The sequence below is a fragment of the Yimella lutea genome (assembly GCF_006715095.1).
In the GTDB taxonomy this organism is placed as follows: Bacteria; Actinomycetota; Actinomycetes; order Actinomycetales; family Dermatophilaceae; genus Yimella; species Yimella lutea.
In genome coordinates this window covers 2,553,277-2,568,134 of sequence record NZ_VFMO01000001.1, presented here as the reverse complement: position 1 = coordinate 2,568,134, position 14,858 = coordinate 2,553,277, and the positions used below count along the sequence as shown (strand labels likewise).

Below are 14,858 nucleotides of genomic sequence, written 5' to 3'. Positions count from 1 at the left end.
ATGTCCACAGCAGCAATCAGCGAACAGTCCTCCCGCCGTCCGCGGCTCGACCCCAACGCCGAGACCATCCTGGAGGTCAAGGATCTGCAGGTGCAGTTCCCGACGGCCGATGGTGTGGTCAGTGCCGTCAACGGCGTGAGCTACGAGCTCAAGCTCGGTGAAACCCTGGCGATCGTGGGGGAGTCCGGTTCGGGCAAGTCCGTGTCGTCGATGGCCGTCATGGGCCTGCACGACCCGAAGCGCACCCGGATGAGCGGGTCGATCCTGCTCGACGGACAGGAACTGGTGGGCGCGAGCCCGCAGACCTTCCAGAAGGTGCGCAGCAACACCGTGGCGATGATCTTCCAGGATCCGCAGTCTTCACTGCACCCGTTCAAGAAGATCGGAAGCCAGATCGCCGAGGCGTACCTGGTGCACCACAAGGTGTCCAAGAGTGTCGCCCACAAGCGTGCGGTCGAGATGTTGGACCGTGTCGGTATCCCGAACCCGGCCCGTCGTGCGAAGCAGTACCCGCACGAGTTCTCCGGTGGTATGCGTCAGCGCGCGATGATCGCACTCGGTCTGGTGAACGACCCGCGTCTGCTGATCGCGGACGAGCCGACCACCGCGCTCGATGTGACAGTGCAGGCACAGATTCTCGACCTGCTCAACGATCTGCAGCGCGAGTTCGGGTCGGCGATCATCATGATCACCCACGACCTTGCTGTCGTCGCGGAGGTCTCCGACAAGGTGCTGGTGATGTACGCCGGCCGCGGTGTTGAGTACGGCACCACGCGTGAGGTGCTGGCCGATCCGCGTCACCCGTACACCTGGGGCCTGTTGTCGTCGGTGCCCTCGCTGTCGGCAGCACTCGACGTGCCGTTGAACCCGGTGCGCGGCAACCCGCCGAGCCTGTTGAACCTGCCCAAGGGCTGCTCGTTCAACCCGCGGTGCGACTACGCCGACCGTGTTCCGGGAGACCGGTGCTTCACCGAACTGCCGGCGTTCACCGAGGTGCCGGGCGAACCCGGACGTCTGACCCGGTGCCACCTGGCCGAGCCCGCCGAGATCTTCGCGGCCGAGGTCGCGCCGCGACTGGGGAAGTAGTACGAGATGGCAGATCTGAACAAGGAATCGGGCACCGGCTCCCACGCAGCCGGCGCCGAAGAGAACGCCGCAGGCGCCGGTGCCACGCATCGGCCGGAGTACGACGCTGCCCCGGTGGTGCACGAGCGCAAGGCCACCGCCGGCCGTGAGCCGCTGCTGGTGGTGGAGAACCTCGCCAAGCACTTCCCGGTGAAGGAGTACTCGGGGCTGTTCCCGACCACCCTGCAGACACGGGCCGTCGACGGAGTGAGTTTCGACCTCGCCGCGGGGGAGACCCTGGGCCTGGTCGGTGAGTCCGGCTGTGGCAAGACCACCACCGGTCGTCTCATCACCCGACTGCTGGAGCCCACCGACGGCAAGATCACCTTCGGCGGCAACGACATCACCCACATGAAGGAGAAGGACCTGCGTCCGCTCCGTCGTGACATCCAGCTGATCTTCCAGGACCCCTACGGTTCGCTGAACCCCCGCTTCACGGTTCAGTCGATCGTCGGTACCGCACTGGAACTGCACGGCATCGTGCCCAAGAAGCAGGTCAAGGCACGCGTTCAGGAGTTGCTGGAACTCGTCGGTCTGAACCCTGAGCACATCAATCGTTATCCGAACGAGTTCTCCGGCGGTCAGCGTCAGCGCATCGGTATCGCCCGAGCGCTGGCCGTGGAGCCGAAGGTCATCGTGGCCGACGAACCGGTGTCGGCGCTCGACGTGTCGATCCAGGCACAGGTCATGAACCTGATGAGCAAGTTGCGCAAGGAACTCGACATCGCGTTCGTGTTCATCGCTCACGACCTCGGCGTCGTGCGGCACTTCTGCGACCGCGTCGCGGTCATGTATCTGGGCAAGGTCATGGAACTCGGCGACCGCGAGGAGATCTACGGCGCACCCGAGCACCCTTACACGCAGGCGCTGCTCTCGGCGGCGCCCGACCTGAATGTCGTTCGTGGCCACGTGCCCGAGGAGCGGATCCGACTGGTCGGTGACGTCCCGAGCCCGATCGATCCGCCGAGCGGTTGCCGCTTCCGCACCCGGTGCTGGAAGGCACAGGACATCTGTGCCAGCGAGGAACCGCAGATCAAGGGGCACGGGGAGCGTTTCGGTCACGGCATCGCCTGTCACTTCCCGGAGAAGAAGACCCACCTCACCGCAGAGGTCGTCGAGGCGGACGCCTGATCCACGCAGGACGCATTCGAACGGCGGCCGCACCACACACCGTGGCGCGGCCGCCGTTCGTATCTGTCGCGACGACCCTCACCGACGGGCGATAAGCTTCGAGGGATGCATACCGACACCTTCTCCCGAGCAGCCCGACGACGCGACGTCGCCGGGACAGTCGGGTCGTGTCGGCACCTGGGAGCACGAGCCGCGTAGGGCCCTGTCGGCCCCGCCCCTCGTCCTGCCCATTTTCTTGATCGAAACCTAAGGATTCTCATGGAAACCGCCGAGATCCGGCGCCGTTGGCTGAAGTTCTTCGAGGACAACGACCACGTGGTCGTGCCCAGCGCACCGCTCATCTACGACGACCCCAACCTGCTGTTCGTCAACGCCGGCATGGTGCCGATGAAGCCGTACATGCTCGGCCAGCAGACGCCGCCGTGGCCGCGCGCCACCAGCGTCCAGAAGTGCGTGCGCACCGGTGACATCGAAGAGGTCGGCAAGACCTCACGTCACGGCACGTTCTTCCAGATGAACGGCAACTTCAGCTTCGGTGACTACTTCAAGGAGCGCGCCATCGAACTGGCGTGGGGTCTGGTCACCACCCCGATCGCCGACGGCGGGTACGGCCTCGACCCCGAACGTGTCTGGCCGACCGTCTACGAGGACGACGACGAGGCGTACGCGATCTGGCACGAGAAGATCGGCATCCCCGTCGAGAGGATGACCCGCCGCGGCAAGGAGGACAACTACTGGAACATGGGTGTGCCCGGTCCGGGTGGTCCCTGTTCGGAGTTGTTCTACGACCGTGGCGCGCAGTACGGCGCCGAGGGCGGACCGGCGGTCGACGAGGACCGTTACATGGAGTTCTGGAACCTCGTGTTCATGCAGGACGACCTGTCACAGGTGCGCAGCAAGGCCGACTTCGACATCGCCGGTCCGCTGCCCGCCAAGAACATCGACACCGGTATGGGCCTCGAGCGCATGGCGACGCTCCTGCAGGGCAAGGACAACCTGTACGAGATCGACGAGGTCTTCCCAGTGCTCGCCAAGGCCGCCGAGATGACCGGCAGGAAGTACGGCGAGAAGTCCGGGCAGGCGGCAGGGCAATCGCACCCGGACGACGTGCACCTGCGTGTGGTCGCCGACCACGTCCGCTCCAGCCTGATGCTCATCGGCGACGGAGTGACCCCGGGGAACGAGGGTCGCGGCTACGTGCTGCGTCGCATGCTGCGCCGCGCGGTGCGCGCGATGCGGTTGCTCGGTTACGAGGACAAGGCCCTGCCCGAACTGCTGCCGGTCTCCATGGACCGCATGAAGGCCAGTTACCCCGAACTCGAGATCGATTTTCCCCGCATCAGCCAGATCGCCTACGGCGAGGAGGACGCGTTCCGCCGCACGTTGGGCGCCGGCACGGTCATCCTCGACACCGCCGTGACGAAGGCGAAGCAGAGTGCTGCGTCGACGGGCGGTGGCCAGGCGACGCTCGCGGGAGAGCAGGCCTTCCAGTTGCACGACACCTACGGCTTCCCGATCGATCTGACCCTCGAGATGGCCGCCGAGCAGGGTGTCCAGGTCGACGAGCCGGGGTTCCGCCGCCTGATGCAGGAGCAGCGCGATCGCGCGAAGGCCGACGCGAAGTCGAAGAAGGCCGGCCACGCGCACACCGAGGTGTGGCGTGAACTGCGAGCCCTCGGTGCCACCGATTGGCTTGCCTACCAAGGACTTTCGGCGGACGCGAAGATCACCGGCATCGTCGTGGACGGCGTGCAGGTGCCCGAGCTTCGTCCGGGTCAGACCGGTCAGGTCGTACTCGACCGCACCACGTTCTACGCAGAGTCCGGCGGTCAGATCGCAGACTCAGGAGTCATCGCCGGTCCGTACGGCGAGTTGCCGGTGCGCGACGTTCAGCGTCCGGTCAAGGGCCTGGTCGTCCACACCGTCGAAGCCGGCGAGCACGGGCTCACCGTCGGCGACGCAGTGGAGGCCAAGGTCGACCCCGAGTGGCGTGTGTCGGCCTGTCAGGCACACTCCGGCACCCACGTCGTGCACGCGGCGCTGCGGCAGGTCCTCGGCCCGTCCGCGCTGCAGTCGGGTTCGTACAACAAGCCCGGCTACCTGCGTCTCGACTTCGCGTGGAACTCCGGCCTCTCGGCCGCGACCCGCAGCGAGATCGAGGAAGTGTCGAATCTCGCTGTGCGACAGGACCTTCCGGTGTCGGCGCAGTTCATGACGCTGCCGGAAGCGCGCGAATGGGGGGCGCTCGCTCTCTTCGGGGAGACCTATGACGAGCAGGTACGCGTCGTCGAAATCGGTGGCCCGTGGTCGCGCGAACTGTGCGGTGGCACGCACGTCGCACACTCCTCGCAGATCGGTGCCCTGACGCTCACCGGTGAGGGGAGTGTCGGCTCGGGCGTACGTCGTGTCGAGGCGCTCGTCGGGATGGAAGCGCTGCGTTACCTCGCCAAGGAACGAATGCTGGTCGCCGAACTCAGCGGAATGGTCGGCGCGCAACCGGGCGAACTGCGCGACAAGGTCGACGCCCTGCTCGGCCGGGTCAAGGACGCCGAGCGCGAGATCGCCAGGCTGAAGCAGGAACAGGTGCAGGCCGAGGCTGCCTCCCTCGTGGAGCAGGCACAGGACATTTGCGCGGTGAAGGTGCTGACCCACCACGCGGGTGACCTACCGGCGGACCAGGTGCGCTCGCTGGTGCTCTCGTTGCGCGCCCGCCTCGGTGACGCGTCCGGCTCCGTCGTGGCGGTCACCGGTGTCAATGCCGGGCGGCCGGTGGTCGTGATCGCTACCAACCAGTCGGCCCGTGACCGCGGCATCCAGGCGGGTGCGCTGGTCAAGCAGGCCGCGTCCGTGCTCGGTGGCGGTGGCGGTGGCAAGCCGGACGTCGCCCAGGGCGGCGGCCAGGACCCGTCCAAGGTGGACGAGGCGCTGTCGGCCGTGGCCTGCGCGATTCGACAGACACTCGACTGATCATGCGCCGTGGCGTACGCGTCGGCGTCGACGTGGGCTCCGTCCGGGTCGGGATCGCGATCTGCGACCCGGACGGCCTCATCGCGACCCCGGAGACGACCCTCGCGCGGGACGCCGCCACGAACCGCGACATCCAGCAGACGCTGGAACTGGTCGACGCGCGTTCCGCCGTCGAGGTGATCGTGGGGCTGCCGAGGTCGTTGTCCGGCGACGAAGGGGCGGCCGCCGAGGCAGCGCGCGCCTGGGCGACCGCTCTGCACCGAGCCAGACCATCCATCGGGGTGAGGCTGGTCGACGAACGGCTCACCACGGTGGACGCTCACCGGGCGATGCGCGAAGCCGGAGTTTCGACACGGCGCAGCAAAAGCGTGATCGACAGCCAGGCGGCTGCGATGATCTTGCAAGTCGCGTTGGACACAGAACGTACGACCGGTGCGCCCCCAGGCATCGCCGTGGGCGGGCGCAAACCCCGCCACCGGCGGTCGACGTGAAGAAGAAGGGCACTTGATGAACGACTCCCGTCTGTCCGATTCGATCTTCGGAGAGGGAGAAGACCGCGGGCAGCCGGCCGGGAAACTTCCCGACCGGCGGGAGCCGGCCGCGCAATCGCGTGCGCAGGCGCGTGACATGCGTCCGTTCGCGCAGGCTGACAACCCCGAGGGTCCGAACCGTCGCAACCGCTCCTGCCTGGTGATGGCTCTCGCGAGCGTGCTGGTTCTCGGTGGTTTCGGGCTGGCTCTCAAGACCGTGGGCACCGACCTCATTCCCAGCATCGGCGCAGGCAGATCCGGCGGTGGTGATTACGCGGGTGAGGGCACCGGTACGGTCGAGGTCAAGGTCAAGCCGGGTGACTCCGGCCATGCCATCGGGGTCGCTCTGAAGGAGGCCGGCGTCGTGAAGTCCGCCGGAACCTTCGCCTCCGTCGCCGGGGCGAACCCGGAGTTCTCCAAGGTGCAGCCCGGCACGTACAAGATGAAGAAGCAGATGAGTTCGCAGTCGGCGCTCAACCTGCTGCTCGACCCCGCAACCCGCATGTCCAAGGGCGTGACAGTGCGTGAGGGCATGTGGGTGAGCGAGATCTTCGCGACCCTTTCCAAGCAGACCGGTGTTCCGGTGGCCGAGTACAAGAAGGTCGATCCGAAGGCGCTCGGCCTCCCGCCGGCCGCTGACGGCAAGCTCGAAGGCTTCCTGTTCCCCTCCACCTACGAGTTCGAGCCGAGCGCGACCGCGTCCGAGCAGCTCAAGGCGATGGTCGCACTGGGTAAGAAGCAGCTGAACCAGCTGGGTGTTCCGGCGGACCAGTTGCGCAAGACCGTGATCGTGGCGTCGTTCGTCCAAGGTGAGTCGCGGCTGGGTGCCGACGGCGCGAAGGTGGCGCGCGTGATCGACAACCGCGAGGAGAAGGGGATGCCGCTGCAGATGGACTCCTCGATCCACTACATCACCCAGAAGCGCGGCACCGTCACCACCACCGACAAGGAACGTAACGACAACAGCCCGTACAACACCTACAAGCATCCGGGTCTGCCCCCTGGCCCGATCAACAACCCGGGTCTGGAAGCGCTCAAGGCAGCGGCCAAGCCCGCCACCGGACCGTGGCTCTACTTCGTGACGGTGAACCAGGAGACCGGCGAGACGAAGTTCGAGACCGACTACGGCGCCCACCTGAAGAATGTTCGTGAGTTCCAGGCCTGGTGCCGCAACAATCCGGGCAAGTGCTGATCCGTCGGGCGGCAGTGCTCGGTTCGCCGATCGAGCACTCGCTGTCGCCGGTGCTCCACCGGGCGGCGTACGAGGCGTTGGGGTTGGACGACTGGCGCTACGAGCGGTTCGAGGTCGACGAGTCCGCCCTGGCGGAGTTCGTCGGATCCCTCGGTACGGAGTGGGCGGGTCTCTCCCTCACGATGCCGTTGAAGGAGGAGGCGCTCGTCCTCGCTGCGCACTGTGATCCGATCGCGCTCCAGACCGGTGCGGTCAACACGCTTGTCCCCACCGAGTCGGGTTGGCACGGCTACAACACCGACGTCCACGGGGTGGTCGCCGCTCTGCAGGACGCCGGGGTGGGAACGGCCGCGACTGGCCGTGCACTCGTGCTGGGTTCGGGCGCGACTGCCCGGTCGGTGTTGGCCGCACTGGCCGAACTCGGCGTGCTGGACGTGACCCTCGCCGTCCGCAAGGACGCGCGCGCCTCGACACTCGCCCAAGCCAATGATCACGCAATGACCACCGACGTCGTCTCACTGACCGACGCCGGCGTGCACGCACACGGATACGACCTGGTCATCAGTACCCTCCCGCCCGGCGGCGCGGACGGCTTCGCGGGGGTGGCAAGCGCGAGTCCGGTGCGTGCCCGGACCGGAACGGTGTGGATGGACGCCGTCTACGCCGGCTGGCCGACCGCCTTCGCCGATTCGGGTGAGCACACCGGCGCTCGTGTCGTCTCCGGTCTGGAGATGCTGATCCACCAGGCTGTGCGACAGGTCGAGTTGATGACCGGCCGGGTTCCGCCGCTGAATGCCGTCCAGCAGGCTGGACACGCTGCACTCGCGGCCCGCGAGGCGTGAAAAGATCGCGCACATGTTGCGCTGGTTGACCGCAGGTGAGTCCCACGGGCCGTGCCTGACCGCCGTTCTCGAAGGATTGCCCGCAGGGGTCGAGGTGTCCTCGTCCGATCTGCAGGCTGCTCTGGCCCGCCGCCGTCTCGGCCATGGTCGGGGGGCGCGGATGAAGTTCGAGCAGGACGAGGTGTCCTTCGGTGGCGGTGTGCGCCACGGTCGCACCCTCGGGTCGCCGATCGCGATCACGATCGCCAACACCGAATGGCCCAAATGGCAGGCCGTCATGGGTACCGACCCGGTCGACGAGGGCGCGATCGCTGCCGCAGACGACATCGGTGCGCCGCAGGAGCTCGCCCGTAACCGTCCGCTGACCCGTCCGCGTCCGGGCCATGCCGACCTCGTCGGTATGCAGAAGTACGGGTTCGACGAGGCGCGCCCCATTCTCGAACGTGCCTCCGCACGCGAGACCGCGGCACGCGTGGCCCTGGGAGCGGTGGCCGAAGCGTTCCTGGAGCAGGCATACGGCATCGAACTGGTCTCGCACACCGTTTCGATCGGTACCGCCGGTTCGGCGCCCGATACTTCGCTGCCGGTCCCGGCCGATGTCGAGGCGCTCGATGCCGACCCGGTTCGCTCGCTGGATCCGCACGGATCCGCTGCGATGGTGGCCGAGGTCGACGCGGCGAAGAAGGACGGCGACACGCTCGGTGGGGTGGTCGAGGTGCTGGCGTACGGGTTACCCCCGGGCCTCGGTTCGCACGTGCACTGGGACCGCCGCCTCGACGCGCGGCTGGCCGGTGCCTTGATGGGGATCCAGGCGATCAAGGGTGTGGAGGTGGGCGACGGCTTCCTCACCGCGGCTCGTCGCGGATCCGCGGCCCACGACGAGATCGACCGCACCGACGCAGTGATCCGGCGGGCCTCCAACCGCGCGGGAGGTACCGAAGGTGGCATGTCGACGGGCGAGCCGCTGCGGGTGCGTGCCGCGATGAAGCCGATCTCCACCGTCCCGCGTGCGCTGCGTACGGTCGACGTGAGTACGGGGGAGGCGTCGACGGCGATCCACCAGCGCTCTGACGTGTGCGCGGTGCCGGCGGCGGGGGTCGTGGCGCAAGCCATGGTGGCTCTTGTGCTCGCCGAGGCATGCGTGGAGAAGTTCGGCGGCGACAGCGTCGCCGAGACGGCCCGCAACCACCGCGCCTATCTCGACGCGATTCCCGAGCTGATGAAGTCCTTCGAGTCGCAGGAGGGATCGTGACTGTTCGTCCTACGGTTGTGCTGATCGGCCCGCCGGGGGCGGGCAAGTCGACGGTCGGGGCGCACCTGGCGCAGACGCTCGGCACGGAGTTCGTCGATACCGACGCGCTCGTCGAGCAGACCGACGGTCGCACGATCAGCGACATCTTCGTCGAGGACGGCGAGCCTGCGTTCCGCCGCATGGAGGCCGACGCGGTCGCCCGAGCCCTCGACGGTGCGGGCGTCGTCGCGCTCGGCGGGGGAGCGCCGATGCAGCCGAGCGTCGCCGAACTCCTGAGTGGTCACCATGTCGTCTTTCTCGACGTCTCGATCTCGGACGCATCGGGACGCATCGGTTTCGATGCCTCCCGACCGTTGCTCGCCGTCAACCCGCGCGCCACCTGGACCCGGTTGATGAACGAGCGCCGTCCTACCTATGAGTCGCTCGCGAGCGTCCGCATCGACACCGCAGGGTGCACGCCCGAGCAGGTCGTCGAGCAGGTGAACGCCTGGTTCGCGCGCGAATCATGAGTGGCACCAAGGTGATACGGGTCGGTGACGATTACGAGGTATTCATCGGACGTGGAGTCGCCGACCAGGTCGCCGACCACGTCGGGGACGCGATGCGGGTCCTGCTCGTGCACGCCCCCGCCGTGGCTGACAAAGCCGAACAAGTCGCAGCCTCGTTGCGAACCGGTGACCGCCAGGTGGTGGTTCGCGTCCTGCCCGACGCCGAGTCGGCCAAACAGATCGGCGTCGCCGCCGACCTGTGGGCGACCCTCGGACAGGCAGGCTTCACCCGCACCGATGTCGTCGTTGCCCTTGGCGGCGGTGCCACCACCGATCTCGGCGGATTCGTCGCGGCCGGTTGGTTGCGGGGAGTTCCTGTGGTGCAGGTGCCCACCACCCTGCTCGGCATGGTCGATGCCGCGGTCGGTGGCAAGACCGGGGTCAACACGGCCGAGGGCAAGAACCTCGTCGGTGCGTTCCATTCCCCGTCCGCTGTGGTGTGCGATCTGGATCTGCTGCACACCTTGCCGTGGGCCGACCTGGTTGCCGGGTTCGCCGAAGTGATCAAGTGCGGTTTCATCGCCGACCCGCAGATCCTTCGTCTGATCGAAAGCGACCCCGAGGCGGCCTTGGACGTCGACGGCGAGGTGTTGCCCGAACTCGTCTCGCGAGCTGTCGCCGTCAAGGCGCGTGTGGTGGCCGCCGACCCGCGCGAATCCTCGCTGCGGGAGATTCTCAACTACGGCCACACGTTCGCCCACGCCATCGAGCAGGTGGAGCACTACCGGTGGCGGCACGGTGACGCCGTTGCGGTCGGCATGGTGTACGTCGCCGAACTGGCCTGCCGCGCAGGCATGTTGGACGAGACGATCGTCGCCGAGCACCGCCGCATCCTCGACCTTGTCGGGCTGCCGACCCGCTACGAACCCGGTCGGTGGGACGAACTGCTGACCGCCATGTCGCGGGACAAGAAGACGCGCGGAGCCACTTTGCGTTTCGTGGTGCTCACCGACATCGCCGAGCCGGCGCGCCTCGAGGGTCCCGACCCGCAGTGGCTGCGCGAGGCGTACGACGCGGTCAGCTGAGTCCCACCGTTCGGCGCATCATTGCGCGGTGGCCGACGGGGGAGCGGAGCCACCGGTGGGTTCGCCGACCATGAGTTCGTCGATCTGGGATCGCCACGGTTCGCCCAGGCGTCCCCAGCCCGGCTCGTACTCGTAGATCTCGCCGACCGGCGTGCCCTTCCGGGTGCCGAGCATGAGCTCGACGTCGTCCTGTTCGAGCAGGCTCGGGTGCATGACGCCGACGGCCTCGCTCACCTTGAGCAGGTCACGGCGCATCGCGCGCAGGTAATTGGCGACGCGGACCGCCTTCAGCTCCGGGTCGAGGCCGCGCTCCAGCCACTTGTTCTGAGTCGCGACACCGGTGGGACAGGTGTCCTTGTGGCACTTCTGGGTCTGCAAACAGCCGATCGCGAGCATCGCTTCGCGGGCGACGTTGACCATGTCGATGCCGAGCGCGTAACCAACGGCCGCATTGCGCGGCAGACCCAGCTTCCCGGAGCCGATGAATGTGAGCTGATCGGTGATGCCGGTCCTCGCGAACCGGGCGTACACCCGGGTGAACCCGATCAGGAACGGCAGCGCCACCGCGTCGCTGAAGACCAGCGGTGCGGCACCGGTGCCGCCTTCGCCGCCGTCGATGGTGACGAAGTCGACACCGCGCTGACCGTCGGCCATGGTCGCCGCCAGTTCGTCCCAGAAGGCGAGGTCGCCGACGGCCGACTTGATGCCCACCGGCAGACCCGTGCGTTGCGCGATGAGTTCGACGAAGTCGAGCATCGAATCGACGTCGCCGAACTCCGCGTGCCGGGACGGGCTGATGACGTCCTGACCGGCCGGGACGCCCCGGATCTCGGCGATCTCCTGGCTGACCTTGGCGGCCGGCAGCACGCCGCCCAGGCCGGGCTTGGCGCCCTGCGACAGTTTGATCTCGACGGCGCGGACGGGTGCCGACTCCACCAGAGCTGCGAGCCGATCGATGTCGAACCGGCCGTGCTCGTCCCGACAGCCGAAGTAACCGGTGCCGATCTGGAAGATCAGGTCCCCGCCCTGACGGTGGTGCTTGGACAGCCCGCCCTCACCGGTGTTGTGCAGGGCGCCGGCTTGCTTCACGCCGGCGTTGAGGGCGTGAATCGCGTTGCCGGACAACGATCCGAAGCTCATCGCCGACACGTTCACGACGCTGCCCGGCCGGAACGCCTTCGCGCGTCCGCGGGGCGCGCCGAGGATCTTCGCGCTGGGCAGGACGACGTCGTTCCCGACGTGGGCGCCGGTCGGAGGGGGAGTCGGACTGAATGTGCGGTGCTTGATGATCGAGTAGCCCTCCTCGGTCTCGACGTTGTTGTCGGTGCCGAACGCGACGTAGTTGTTCTCGCCCTTCGCGGAGGCGTAGATCCAGGCGCGCTGGTCGCGGCTGAACGGCCGTTCCTCGTCGTTCGACGCCACGACGTACTGCCTCATCTCCGGACCGATTGCCTCGATCGCGTAGCGGGCATGACCGATCAGCGGGAAGTTGCGAAGCAGGGAGTGCTTGCGCTGCAGCACGTCGCGGGCGGCAACTCCGGCGGCTGCCATCAACGGCACGGCGGCGATCAGCGAACGGTTCATGAGGGAAGTCTGCCGTCTGCGCGCCTCGTCCGAGCCTGCTGGCCCCGACAAGTATGACCGGCGCCTGATCGGACGCGTGACCGGAGCACCGGTGTGCCGCCGGTACCATGGTCCAGTTCCCGGGTCGGTCGACCATTGCTGGTCGCTGCCCAGACCTCGACGATGAAAGTGAACCGCGCGTGGCATCCACGAACGACCTGAAAAACGGAATGGTCCTCAAGATCGACAACGGGCTGTGGTCGGTCGTCGAGTTCCAGCACGTCAAGCCCGGTAAGGGCCCGGCCTTCGTGCGCACCAAGCTCAAGAACGTCCTGTCCGGCAAGACCGTCGACAAGACCTTCAACGCCGGCGTCAAGGTCGAGACCGCGAATGTCGACCGCTCCGACATGCAGTACCTGTACAAGGACGGCAACGACTACGTCTTCATGGACGTGAAGTCCTACGACCAGATCAACATCCCCGCCGAGACCGTCGGCGATGCAGCGAACTTCCTGCTGGAGAACCAGGAAGCCATCGTCGCCCAGAACGAGGGCACCGTGTTGTACGTCGAGCTCCCGGCCGCCGTCGTCCTGGAGATCACCCACACCGAACCGGGCCTGCAGGGTGACCGCTCCACCGGCGGCACGAAGCCCGCGACGTTGGAGACCGGCGCCGAGATCTCGGTGCCCTTGTTCCTGGAGACGGGCACGAAGGTCAAGGTCGACACCCGCGACGGTTCGTACCTCGGCCGCGTGAACTGACGTATGGGTGCTCGCACCAAGGCGCGTAAGCGCGCACTCGACCTGCTCTTCGAGGCCGAGCAGCGTGGCGTGAACGCGGTGACCCTGCTCGACGAGCGGGTCGAGGCGCCGGTGACCCCGGCGCCGCTGCCGGAATACACCGGCGACCTCGTGCGTGGAGTCGTGCGCAACTGGGCGGCGATCAACGACGCACTCACCACGTACGCCAAGGACTGGCCGCTGGACCGGATGCCCGCCGTCGACCGCAACTTGTTGCGCATCGGCGCGTTCGAGTTGCTCTACAACGACGAGGTGCCCGACCGCGTGGCGATCGCCGAGGCCGTCGGCCTCGCCACCGAGCTGTCGACCGACGAGTCGCCGAAGTTCGTCAACGGCTTGCTCAACCGGCTGGCCGAGGTCAAGGACACACTGGTCTAGAAACGACCGGAGGTTCGGGGGAGGACGAGTGCGGAACCGCGCGCGCAGCAGCGCCGTCGCAGCTGACGTGACCGCGCTCGCCCCCGAACAATCGACAGCAGTTGCCTGCAGGGCTGCCCGCACGGCGCGTTGGGCGATCGTCGACGTCGTTCGTGGTGTCGCGATCGTGGCGGTGGTGCTCTACCACCTGGTGTGGGACCTCGGCCATTTCGGCGTCACCGAGCACTGGGCCCGAACGCCGTCGGGGCGCATGACAGGACACGTCATCGCCGGCACCTTCTTGTTGCTCACCGGCGTGAGTCTCGCTCTGGCACACCGGCATTCGGTCGACCTTCGGACATTCGGACGACGGTTGCTCAAGCTGCTCGCCGCCGCGTACGCCATCACCGCGGTGAGCCTCGTCCTGGCGCCCCAGTTCATGGTGACCTTCGGGATCCTGCAGAACATCGCGCTCACCAGCGTGCTGCTCCTGCCTTTCCTTCGGGCCTCGCGGTTGGTGGCGATCGGCGCGGCTCTGATCAGCGCGGCGCTTCCGGCGATCGTCTCCATCGACTCGACATCGCGCTGGGTCACCTGGACGGGTCTGACGCCGACGCTCTCGCCGAGTCTCGACGTGCAACCACTGCTGCCTATGTTCGCGCTGTCGCTGTTCGGCCTCGTCCTCACCCGCACGTTGCTCGGCAATGACGCACTGCGGGACCGGGTGGCGTCCTGGCAGCCCACCGGCCCGGTCTCGACCGCGTCGCAGACACTCGGGCGGCACACACTCGCCATCTACCTTGCCCACCAGCCTGTGCTGTTCGGCGCTCTGTCCCTGCTTGTATTGCTCGAACTCATCTAAGAGCCCTCAACGTGCCCAAGTCCCGGTCGCCGAGAGCATCTGCACGATAAGGTCTGCCGACCTGTCTCAATCCCCGGGGGAATCGCACCGCATGAACCCTCACCGGCGAGCCCGCCGGGCCCGCGTGGTGGCAGTACTGCTGGCGGGTGTACTCGCCACCGGCTGAAGTGGTGATCGTTCAGCAGGCACGGCCGCCTCGACGTCCCCGGTGACCACCTCGGCCGGCACATCGAGCGGCGGATTCTCCCCCAGCTCGACGGCGCTGAGGACGGCGTCCGCCAGCACGTCGACCAGACCGGCGACGGCATCGACATCCATGACACGCGACCCGGTGGGCGAGGCGCTGTTGCGTTGGGGCCTGAGCGACGAGGTCGATATGAGTGCGCACGGCATGTCCAGCGTGCGGCAGGGTCGTTTCGTCGTCGTGGGTGATGTGCCACGTGGGCGCCTGGCTCAGATCGCGAGCACTGCCGTGAAGTTCGACGGCGAGGTCGCCGACTATGTCAACTCGGTCCCGAAGGAGCCGTTGCTGATCCTCGCGCCCGCGAAGGCCGACCGAATCGTTTAAGCAGGTCGTGATGCTTGGTCGGGACCGCCCGCCTGTCGGTACCGGGTGCGACCGGCAGTCGGATCTCGGCTAGGCTCGCACGCGCTCGACATCCTT

At 67.4% G+C, this 14,858-nt stretch carries 15 protein-coding genes; 13 read left to right on the top strand and 2 right to left on the bottom strand.

Annotation, left to right across the window (positions count from 1 at the left end; translation table 11 throughout):
• From FB459_RS12415 to aroB, 9 genes are all read left to right on the top strand, one after another.
• Positions 1–1,086, top strand: coding sequence for an ABC transporter ATP-binding protein (locus FB459_RS12415; RefSeq protein WP_141928733.1), 1,086 nt, complete (start codon positions 1–3; stop codon positions 1,084–1,086).
• A gap of 6 nt (positions 1,087–1,092) precedes the next feature.
• Complete coding sequence (locus FB459_RS12410; protein WP_141928732.1) at positions 1,093–2,256, top strand: ABC transporter ATP-binding protein; 1,164 nt, start codon at positions 1,093–1,095, stop codon at positions 2,254–2,256.
• 258 nt (positions 2,257–2,514) lie between these two features.
• Entirely contained in the window at positions 2,515–5,223 is a 2,709-nt protein-coding gene (gene alaS / locus FB459_RS12405; RefSeq protein ID WP_141928731.1) for an alanine--tRNA ligase, read from the top strand.
• Between the two features lie 2 nt (positions 5,224–5,225).
• On the top strand, positions 5,226–5,714 hold the full coding sequence (gene ruvX, locus FB459_RS12400) for a Holliday junction resolvase RuvX (RefSeq protein ID WP_141928730.1): 489 nt from the start codon (positions 5,226–5,228) through the stop codon (positions 5,712–5,714).
• Between the two features lie 16 nt (positions 5,715–5,730).
• Complete coding sequence (mltG, locus tag FB459_RS12395) at positions 5,731–6,945, top strand: endolytic transglycosylase MltG (RefSeq protein ID WP_141928729.1); 1,215 nt, start codon at positions 5,731–5,733, stop codon at positions 6,943–6,945.
• Positions 6,939–7,787 (top strand): shikimate dehydrogenase, encoded by an 849-nt coding sequence (locus tag FB459_RS12390; RefSeq protein ID WP_211345186.1) that lies wholly within the window; start codon positions 6,939–6,941, stop codon positions 7,785–7,787. Before mltG ends, FB459_RS12390 begins: the two co-directional genes overlap by 7 nt.
• A gap of 13 nt (positions 7,788–7,800) precedes the next feature.
• A complete protein-coding gene (gene aroC, locus FB459_RS12385) occupies positions 7,801–9,039 on the top strand; it encodes a chorismate synthase (protein ID WP_141928728.1) in 1,239 nt (412 codons plus the stop codon).
• Positions 9,033–9,548: a shikimate kinase gene (locus tag FB459_RS12380; RefSeq protein WP_425472382.1), complete on the top strand. Its 516-nt coding sequence runs from the start codon at positions 9,033–9,035 to the stop codon at positions 9,546–9,548. Before aroC ends, FB459_RS12380 begins: the two co-directional genes overlap by 7 nt.
• Positions 9,545–10,612, top strand: a complete 1,068-nt coding sequence (gene aroB / locus FB459_RS12375; RefSeq protein ID WP_141928726.1) for a 3-dehydroquinate synthase — start codon at positions 9,545–9,547, stop codon at positions 10,610–10,612. Before FB459_RS12380 ends, aroB begins: the two co-directional genes overlap by 4 nt.
• 18 nt (positions 10,613–10,630) lie before the next feature.
• Here the strand turns inward: aroB and FB459_RS12370 are convergent, their stop codons facing one another.
• The gene (locus tag FB459_RS12370) at positions 10,631–12,196 is read right to left on the bottom strand and encodes an FMN-binding glutamate synthase family protein (protein WP_141928725.1); all 1,566 of its coding nucleotides are present in this window, start codon (positions 12,194–12,196) and stop codon (positions 10,631–10,633) included.
• A gap of 179 nt (positions 12,197–12,375) precedes the next feature.
• Here FB459_RS12370 and efp point away from each other — a divergent pair, with 179 nt between their 5' ends.
• Genes efp through FB459_RS12355 form a run of 3 tightly spaced genes read left to right on the top strand, consistent with a single transcriptional unit; the run spans position 12,376 to position 14,194 of the window.
• Positions 12,376–12,936 carry an elongation factor P gene (efp, locus tag FB459_RS12365; protein ID WP_129625013.1) on the top strand — a complete coding sequence of 187 codons (561 nt, stop codon included), beginning with the start codon at positions 12,376–12,378 and terminating at the stop codon, positions 12,934–12,936.
• Between the two features lie 3 nt (positions 12,937–12,939).
• Positions 12,940–13,353 (top strand): transcription antitermination factor NusB, encoded by a 414-nt coding sequence (gene nusB, locus FB459_RS12360; protein WP_129625014.1) that lies wholly within the window; start codon positions 12,940–12,942, stop codon positions 13,351–13,353.
• Between the two features lie 28 nt (positions 13,354–13,381).
• On the top strand, positions 13,382–14,194 hold the full coding sequence (locus FB459_RS12355; protein WP_141928724.1) for a heparan-alpha-glucosaminide N-acetyltransferase: 813 nt from the start codon (positions 13,382–13,384) through the stop codon (positions 14,192–14,194).
• Between the two features lie 99 nt (positions 14,195–14,293).
• Here FB459_RS12355 and FB459_RS12350 read toward each other — a convergent pair whose 3' ends face one another.
• Entirely contained in the window at positions 14,294–14,512 is a 219-nt protein-coding gene (locus FB459_RS12350; protein WP_141928723.1) for a hypothetical protein, read from the bottom strand.
• Between FB459_RS12350 and FB459_RS12345 the strand changes: the two genes are divergently transcribed.
• Positions 14,511–14,762, top strand: coding sequence for a hypothetical protein (locus FB459_RS12345; protein WP_141928722.1), 252 nt, complete (start codon positions 14,511–14,513; stop codon positions 14,760–14,762). The genes FB459_RS12350 and FB459_RS12345 overlap by 2 nt on opposite strands.
• Positions 14,763–14,858 lie beyond the last annotated feature (96 nt).

Coding starts and splice junctions, on each gene's coding strand:
- FB459_RS12415 (WP_141928733.1), top strand. CDS start 1: ATGTCCACAGCAGCAATCAGCGAACAGTCCTCCCGCCGTCCGCGGCTC.
- FB459_RS12410 (WP_141928732.1), top strand. CDS start 1,093: ATGGCAGATCTGAACAAGGAATCGGGCACCGGCTCCCACGCAGCCGGC.
- alaS (WP_141928731.1), top strand. CDS start 2,515: ATGGAAACCGCCGAGATCCGGCGCCGTTGGCTGAAGTTCTTCGAGGAC.
- ruvX (WP_141928730.1), top strand. CDS start 5,226: ATGCGCCGTGGCGTACGCGTCGGCGTCGACGTGGGCTCCGTCCGGGTC.
- mltG (WP_141928729.1), top strand. CDS start 5,731: ATGAACGACTCCCGTCTGTCCGATTCGATCTTCGGAGAGGGAGAAGAC.
- aroC (WP_141928728.1), top strand. CDS start 7,801: ATGTTGCGCTGGTTGACCGCAGGTGAGTCCCACGGGCCGTGCCTGACC.
- aroB (WP_141928726.1), top strand. CDS start 9,545: ATGAGTGGCACCAAGGTGATACGGGTCGGTGACGATTACGAGGTATTC.
- FB459_RS12370 (WP_141928725.1), bottom strand. CDS start 12,196: ATGAACCGTTCGCTGATCGCCGCCGTGCCGTTGATGGCAGCCGCCGGA.
- nusB (WP_129625014.1), top strand. CDS start 12,940: ATGGGTGCTCGCACCAAGGCGCGTAAGCGCGCACTCGACCTGCTCTTC.
- FB459_RS12345 (WP_141928722.1), top strand. CDS start 14,511: ATGACACGCGACCCGGTGGGCGAGGCGCTGTTGCGTTGGGGCCTGAGC.
- FB459_RS12350 (WP_141928723.1), bottom strand. CDS start 14,512: ATGGATGTCGATGCCGTCGCCGGTCTGGTCGACGTGCTGGCGGACGCC.